The organism is Sphingomonas sp. (assembly GCF_964263785.1).
Classification (GTDB): domain Bacteria; phylum Pseudomonadota; class Alphaproteobacteria; order Sphingomonadales; family Sphingomonadaceae; genus Sphingomonas.
In genome coordinates, this window is the sequence record NZ_CAXVWL010000113.1 from 1 (window position 1) to 4,579 (window position 4,579).

Sequence of the window (4,579 nt, forward strand, 5' to 3'; positions counted from 1 at the left end):
TCCCCCCCCGGGCTTCGGCTGCCCTGTTTTTTTTAAAACGGGCGGGGCGGGGTTTTGGCGCCCCCCCCCCCCCCCCCCCCCCCGGCCCCCCCCGGGCTTCCGGTGGGGGGGGCCGGGGGGGGGGGGGGCCCGGGCCCCGCCCCGAAACTCGCTCTTTCGCGAGTTTGCAACGGACTCTCAGGCCGCGACCAGCGTCAGCGCCGTCACCCGGGCGCCGCCGTCGCACCGCTCGACCGACACGTCGGCGACCATGTGCCCGGGCAGCACGAGATCGGCGTCGTGGAGCGCCGACAGCCACCCGTCCAGCGCCGCCGAATCGACGCCTTCCACGCTCAGGGCATGGCGCGCGCCGACGAAGGTCGCACTCGCCCAGGATCGCTCGGTCGCCGACACGATCCGTACCGCGCATCCCGCCGCCGCCGCCGTCGCCAGCAGCGCCCGCGCCAGTTTCGTGCCGGCGCTCATGGCCGCGACTCCGCCAGGAAGCGGTCGACCCGCGCCGCCATGCGCGTGCCGAGCTGGCGCCCGCGGCGCATGTCGCCGACCAGCCGCGGATCGCGCACTGCGAGGCGTCCGAACTTGGTTTCCGGCATTCCCGTCTCGCGCAGATACCGGCCGATCTCCATCAATGTCGCCACCATTCGCCTCATCGATTCTCCAACGATGTTCGCGATCTGTTCCGCCCGTTCCAACTTGTCTAGGACTTTTCCTAGATGTAGAAGACGGCATGTCTGCCGATCAGAGACACGCGCTGGTAGCGCTGGCGCAGGCGCGCGGGCACAGCCTGGCGGCGCTGTCGGCGATGCTCCGGCGCAACCCGGCCTATCTCCAGCAATTCGTCGCACGCGGCACCCCGCGGGTGCTGGCGGAGCGCGACCGGCGGTTGCTGGCGGACGTGTTCGGGGTCGAGGATGCGGCGCTCGGAGGCGAGCCGGCGCGCGCGATCTTTCGCGTGCCACGGCTCGACGTTGCGGCATCGGCGGGGCCGGGCGCGCAGGTCGACGACGACGTTGCGATCGGCACCGAGACGCTCCCGGAAGCGCTGGCGCGCGATCTGGGGCTGCGCGCGGGGCAGGCGGGGGTGATCCGCGTCCGTGGCAGTTCGATGGAGCCCGCCTTGCGCGACGGCGATCACCTGGTCGTCGATCAAGCCGACAGGTCGCCGAAGGCCAGATCCGCGATCTACGTCATCCGCGTCGACGGCGCGGTCATGGTGAAGCGAGTCGCGAGAACGTCCGCGGGTCTGGTCGCCACCAGCGACAACCCGGTGGCCTCCCCCGTACCTGCGGGAGCTATCGAAGTGATCGGCCGGGTGGTCTGGCGAATGGGCAGGCCGGAGTAGCTATCGACTCCGCAGCCAGATCAGGATCGCCAGCGCCACGCCTGCGGTCAGCCCGACCAGGAAGCCGATCGTCGTCTCGCCCGCGAAGAAGCCGATCAGTGCGCCCGCGATGGCGCCAAGCGCGATCGGCGCACCGCCGGCGGCGGGAAGGGTGGAGTTGGCCATCGTGGTCCCCTGCCATGTCGCGCACGCGCATGCCAGCCCGGGATTGCCGCGACGCTGGCATCCCCACCGGCCGTCGCGTATCGGCAACCGCGATGGATGCGCTCACTCTCTTCGGCCTGTTCGCGGTCACCTTCATGCTCGTGTGCTACATGCTGGAGGACCGCGCGCCCGTGTGGACGCTGCTGTTCGCGATCGGATGCCTGATGGGGTCCGCCTACGGCTTTCTCCAGGGGGCCTGGCCGTTCGGCGCGGTCGAGTTGATCTGGTTCGCGGTGGCGCTGCGTCGGTGGAGCGTTCTGCGCGCGAGGCGGGAACCGATCGCTTGACACCACGTTCGCGCGCTCTTACTTGAGCCCCATCCCGATCACACCGGTTCCGGCGGCGCTTGTTTGCGCGCGCCGCAATCCTGCGTTCGGGACTAACGCGTCGATATGGGGTGTCGTGCAGCCATGCCCGCCCTGTGGAGCTAGGAGTATATAATTCATGGCACGTATTGCGGGGGTCAACATCCCGACCAACAAGCGCGTGGTGATCGCGCTGACCTATATCCACGGCATCGGATCGACCAAGGCCAAGCAGATCACCGCCAAGCTCGGCATCCCCGAGACCGCGCGGGTCCAGGACCTGACCGACCAGGAAGTTCTCCATATCCGCGAGACGATCGACGCCGATCATCAGGTCGAGGGCGATCTGCGCCGCACGACCGCGATGAATATCAAGCGCCTGATGGACCTCGCCTGCTACCGCGGTCTTCGCCACCGTCGCGGCCTGCCGGTCCGCGGCCAGCGGACGCACACCAACGCGCGCACCCGCAAGGGCAAGGCCAAGCCGATCGCCGGCAAGAAGAAGTAAGCGCTTTTCGCGACTTATCGGCACGCAGGCCGGGTTGGAGCGGAGCGGGTTGGCCTCACCTTAGGCTCACCTTCCGCCGCTCGCCGGGCCCTTAGAAGAACCAAGGTCAGGAATTCCTCATGGCACGCGAACCTCAGCGCATCAAAAAGCGCGAGCGCAAGAACATCACGTCGGGCGTCGCCCACGTCAATGCCAGCTTCAACAACACCATGATCACCATCACCGATGCCCAAGGGAACGCGATCTCGTGGTCCTCGGCCGGTACGATGGGGTTCAAGGGAAGCCGCAAGTCCACGCCCTACGCCGCGCAGGTCGCAGCCGAGGACGCGGGCAAGAAGGCCGCCGAGCACGGCGTCCGCACCCTCGAGGTCGAGGTCAAGGGCCCCGGCTCGGGCCGCGAATCGGCGCTGCGCGCGCTCCAGGCGGTCGGCTTCCAGATCACCTCGATCCGCGACGTGACCTCGATCCCGCACAACGGCGTGCGCCCGTCGAAGCGCCGCCGGGTCTGACGACTTCCGCGCGCCGCTGACGAGCGGACGCGTTTTACCCACGGCCGTCGCTTCCCCAGCTATCGGCCCAACTCAGGGGACACAGCTTGTCTGTCAACGCAAAGAACTGGCAAGAACTGAAGAAGCCCAGCGCGCTCGAGAAGAAGGGCGGCGATGGCAAGCGCAAGGCGACGTTCGTTGCCGAGCCCTTGGAGCGCGGCTTCGGGCTGACGCTCGGCAATGCGCTGCGCCGGGTGCTGCTGTCGTCGCTGCAAGGTGCGGCGGTGACCTCGATCAAGATCGAGAACGTGTTGCACGAGTTCTCGTCGCTTGCGGGTGTGCGTGAAGACGTGACCGACATCGTCCTGAACGTGAAGCAGATCGCTTTGCGGATGCAGGGCGAGGGGCCGAAGCGGCTCCAGCTGTCGGCGACCGGCCCCGGCGAAGTGAAGGCCGGCGACATCGCGGTCAGCGGCGACATCGAGGTGCTGAACAAGGACCTGGTGCTGTGCCACCTCGACGAAGGCGCGACGCTCAACATGGAGCTGACCGCGGACATCGGGAAGGGCTATGTCCCCGCGACCGCCAACCGCCCGGCCGACGCGCCGATCGGCTTGATCCCGGTCGACGCGTTGTACTCGCCGGTCCGGCAGGTGTCGTACAAGGTCGACCCGACCCGCGTCGGGCAGGATCTCGACTATGACCGCCTCACGCTGAGCGTCGAGACCGACGGCACGGTGACGCCAGAGGACGCGGTCGGCTATGCCGGGCGTATCCTGCAGGACCAGCTCGCGCTGTTCGTCCACTTCGACGACAGTTCCGCGCCGCGCTCGGCCCCGATCGGCCATGCGGTCGCGGCCCCGCAGGGTGGCGAGATCACCGGCGATACGCAGCAGATCAACCGCTATCTGCTTAAGAAGGTCGACGAGCTGGAGCTATCGGTGCGCTCGGCGAACTGCTTGAAGAATGACAACATCATCTACATCGGCGATCTGGTCGGCAAGACCGAGGCCGAGATGCTGCGGACACCCAATTTCGGGCGCAAGTCGCTGAACGAGATCAAGGAAGTGCTGTCGTCGATGGGGCTGCGCCTCGGGATGGAAATCCCGGGCTGGCCACCGGAGAACATCGAGGAAATGGCCAAGAAGCTCGAACAGGAGATTATGGGCTGAGCGGCACAGGTTTAGCGCAAGCTAACCCTGAGACGGCGAAAGCCCGGACGGCGGGCGGGGAAGCGGCGCGAGCCGCGACACCGACCCGGTCGACGGACCCCGCGGCGCAAGCCGCGGGGTTTGTTCTGTTGTCGTCCCGTTAACGCTTTGCCACTAGAATAGTTGTCGCATGGCGCGGCTTTGCCGCGCCGCTGCCGAGCCTGCCGCGAGGAAGAGTAGAGTGAGTGGCCGTGATTGGCCGATTGCGGACATGGAAGCACGCGCTTAGCCATGACTACGGAGCATGAGCCGGTGACACTTCGCATTGCGCTTGGTCGCTCCAGCTTAATGCACGATATATCCTGCGCAGCCCGCATTGGCTTTACTAGCATTACAGTTGCGCATTTCATCTAACTCTGAATCAATGGGTCTCCATGGCAGGAGACCGTGGATGACGGGTGCATCGATCGAGACGACGCTGGAGCTTTGGGCGTCATCGCTACGCGATGTGAAGGTGCGGATGCGGGGGCTGTTCACGCAGAAGCGTGTGGCGGCATCGGCAGGGTTGTTTCTGGACGGGC

Annotated in this window: 8 protein-coding genes and 1 pseudogene; 6 read left to right on the forward strand and 3 right to left on the reverse strand. The window is 67.0% G+C overall.

Translation table 11 applies throughout. From position 1 onward, the window contains the following. Positions 1 to 177: 177 nt before the first annotated feature. Entirely contained in the window at positions 178 to 465 is a 288-nt protein-coding gene (locus tag ACE5C1_RS14970) for a hypothetical protein (RefSeq protein WP_374944872.1), read from the reverse strand. After that, positions 462 to 650, reverse strand: coding sequence for a hypothetical protein (locus tag ACE5C1_RS14975; RefSeq protein ID WP_374944873.1), 189 nt, complete (start codon positions 648 to 650; stop codon positions 462 to 464). The genes ACE5C1_RS14970 and ACE5C1_RS14975 overlap by 4 nt, the downstream gene beginning before the upstream one ends. A gap of 77 nt (positions 651 to 727) precedes the next feature. On the opposite strand from ACE5C1_RS14975, the gene ACE5C1_RS14980 reads away from it, so the two are divergent. Beyond that, positions 728 to 1,342 (forward strand): helix-turn-helix transcriptional regulator, encoded by a 615-nt coding sequence (locus tag ACE5C1_RS14980; RefSeq protein WP_374944874.1) that lies wholly within the window; start codon positions 728 to 730, stop codon positions 1,340 to 1,342. On the opposite strand, the gene ACE5C1_RS14985 is transcribed toward ACE5C1_RS14980, so the two are convergent. Continuing rightward, positions 1,343 to 1,507: a hypothetical protein gene (locus ACE5C1_RS14985; protein ID WP_374944875.1), complete on the reverse strand. Its 165-nt coding sequence runs from the start codon at positions 1,505 to 1,507 to the stop codon at positions 1,343 to 1,345. 92 nt (positions 1,508 to 1,599) lie between these two features. Between ACE5C1_RS14985 and ACE5C1_RS14990 the strand changes: the two genes are divergently transcribed. The 5 genes and pseudogenes from ACE5C1_RS14990 to ACE5C1_RS15010 all read left to right on the forward strand — a co-directional run. Then, complete coding sequence (locus ACE5C1_RS14990; RefSeq protein ID WP_374944876.1) at positions 1,600 to 1,833, forward strand: hypothetical protein; 234 nt, start codon at positions 1,600 to 1,602, stop codon at positions 1,831 to 1,833. 157 nt (positions 1,834 to 1,990) lie between these two features. Next, positions 1,991 to 2,359, forward strand: coding sequence for a 30S ribosomal protein S13 (gene rpsM / locus ACE5C1_RS14995; protein WP_374944877.1), 369 nt, complete (start codon positions 1,991 to 1,993; stop codon positions 2,357 to 2,359). 119 nt (positions 2,360 to 2,478) lie between these two features. Continuing rightward, positions 2,479 to 2,868, forward strand: coding sequence for a 30S ribosomal protein S11 (rpsK, locus tag ACE5C1_RS15000; RefSeq protein WP_374944878.1), 390 nt, complete (start codon positions 2,479 to 2,481; stop codon positions 2,866 to 2,868). Between the two features lie 86 nt (positions 2,869 to 2,954). After that, positions 2,955 to 4,019 carry a DNA-directed RNA polymerase subunit alpha gene (locus tag ACE5C1_RS15005; RefSeq protein ID WP_374944879.1) on the forward strand — a complete coding sequence of 355 codons (1,065 nt, stop codon included), beginning with the start codon at positions 2,955 to 2,957 and terminating at the stop codon, positions 4,017 to 4,019. A 430-nt stretch (positions 4,020 to 4,449) separates the two neighbouring features. Further along, a pseudogene (locus ACE5C1_RS15010) lies at positions 4,450 to 4,579 on the forward strand (IS701 family transposase); the annotation flags it as partial.

Bases quoted from the DNA above. Each gene is read 5' to 3' on its own strand.
- rpsM (WP_374944877.1), top strand. From the start codon at position 1,991: ATGGCACGTATTGCGGGGGTCAACATCCCGACCAACAAGCGCGTGGTG.
- ACE5C1_RS14985 (WP_374944875.1), bottom strand. From the start codon at position 1,507: ATGGCCAACTCCACCCTTCCCGCCGCCGGCGGTGCGCCGATCGCGCTT.
- ACE5C1_RS14990 (WP_374944876.1), top strand. From the start codon at position 1,600: ATGGATGCGCTCACTCTCTTCGGCCTGTTCGCGGTCACCTTCATGCTC.
- ACE5C1_RS14975 (WP_374944873.1), bottom strand. From the start codon at position 650: ATGAGGCGAATGGTGGCGACATTGATGGAGATCGGCCGGTATCTGCGC.
- ACE5C1_RS14970 (WP_374944872.1), bottom strand. From the start codon at position 465: ATGAGCGCCGGCACGAAACTGGCGCGGGCGCTGCTGGCGACGGCGGCG.
- ACE5C1_RS14980 (WP_374944874.1), top strand. From the start codon at position 728: ATGTCTGCCGATCAGAGACACGCGCTGGTAGCGCTGGCGCAGGCGCGC.
- rpsK (WP_374944878.1), top strand. From the start codon at position 2,479: ATGGCACGCGAACCTCAGCGCATCAAAAAGCGCGAGCGCAAGAACATC.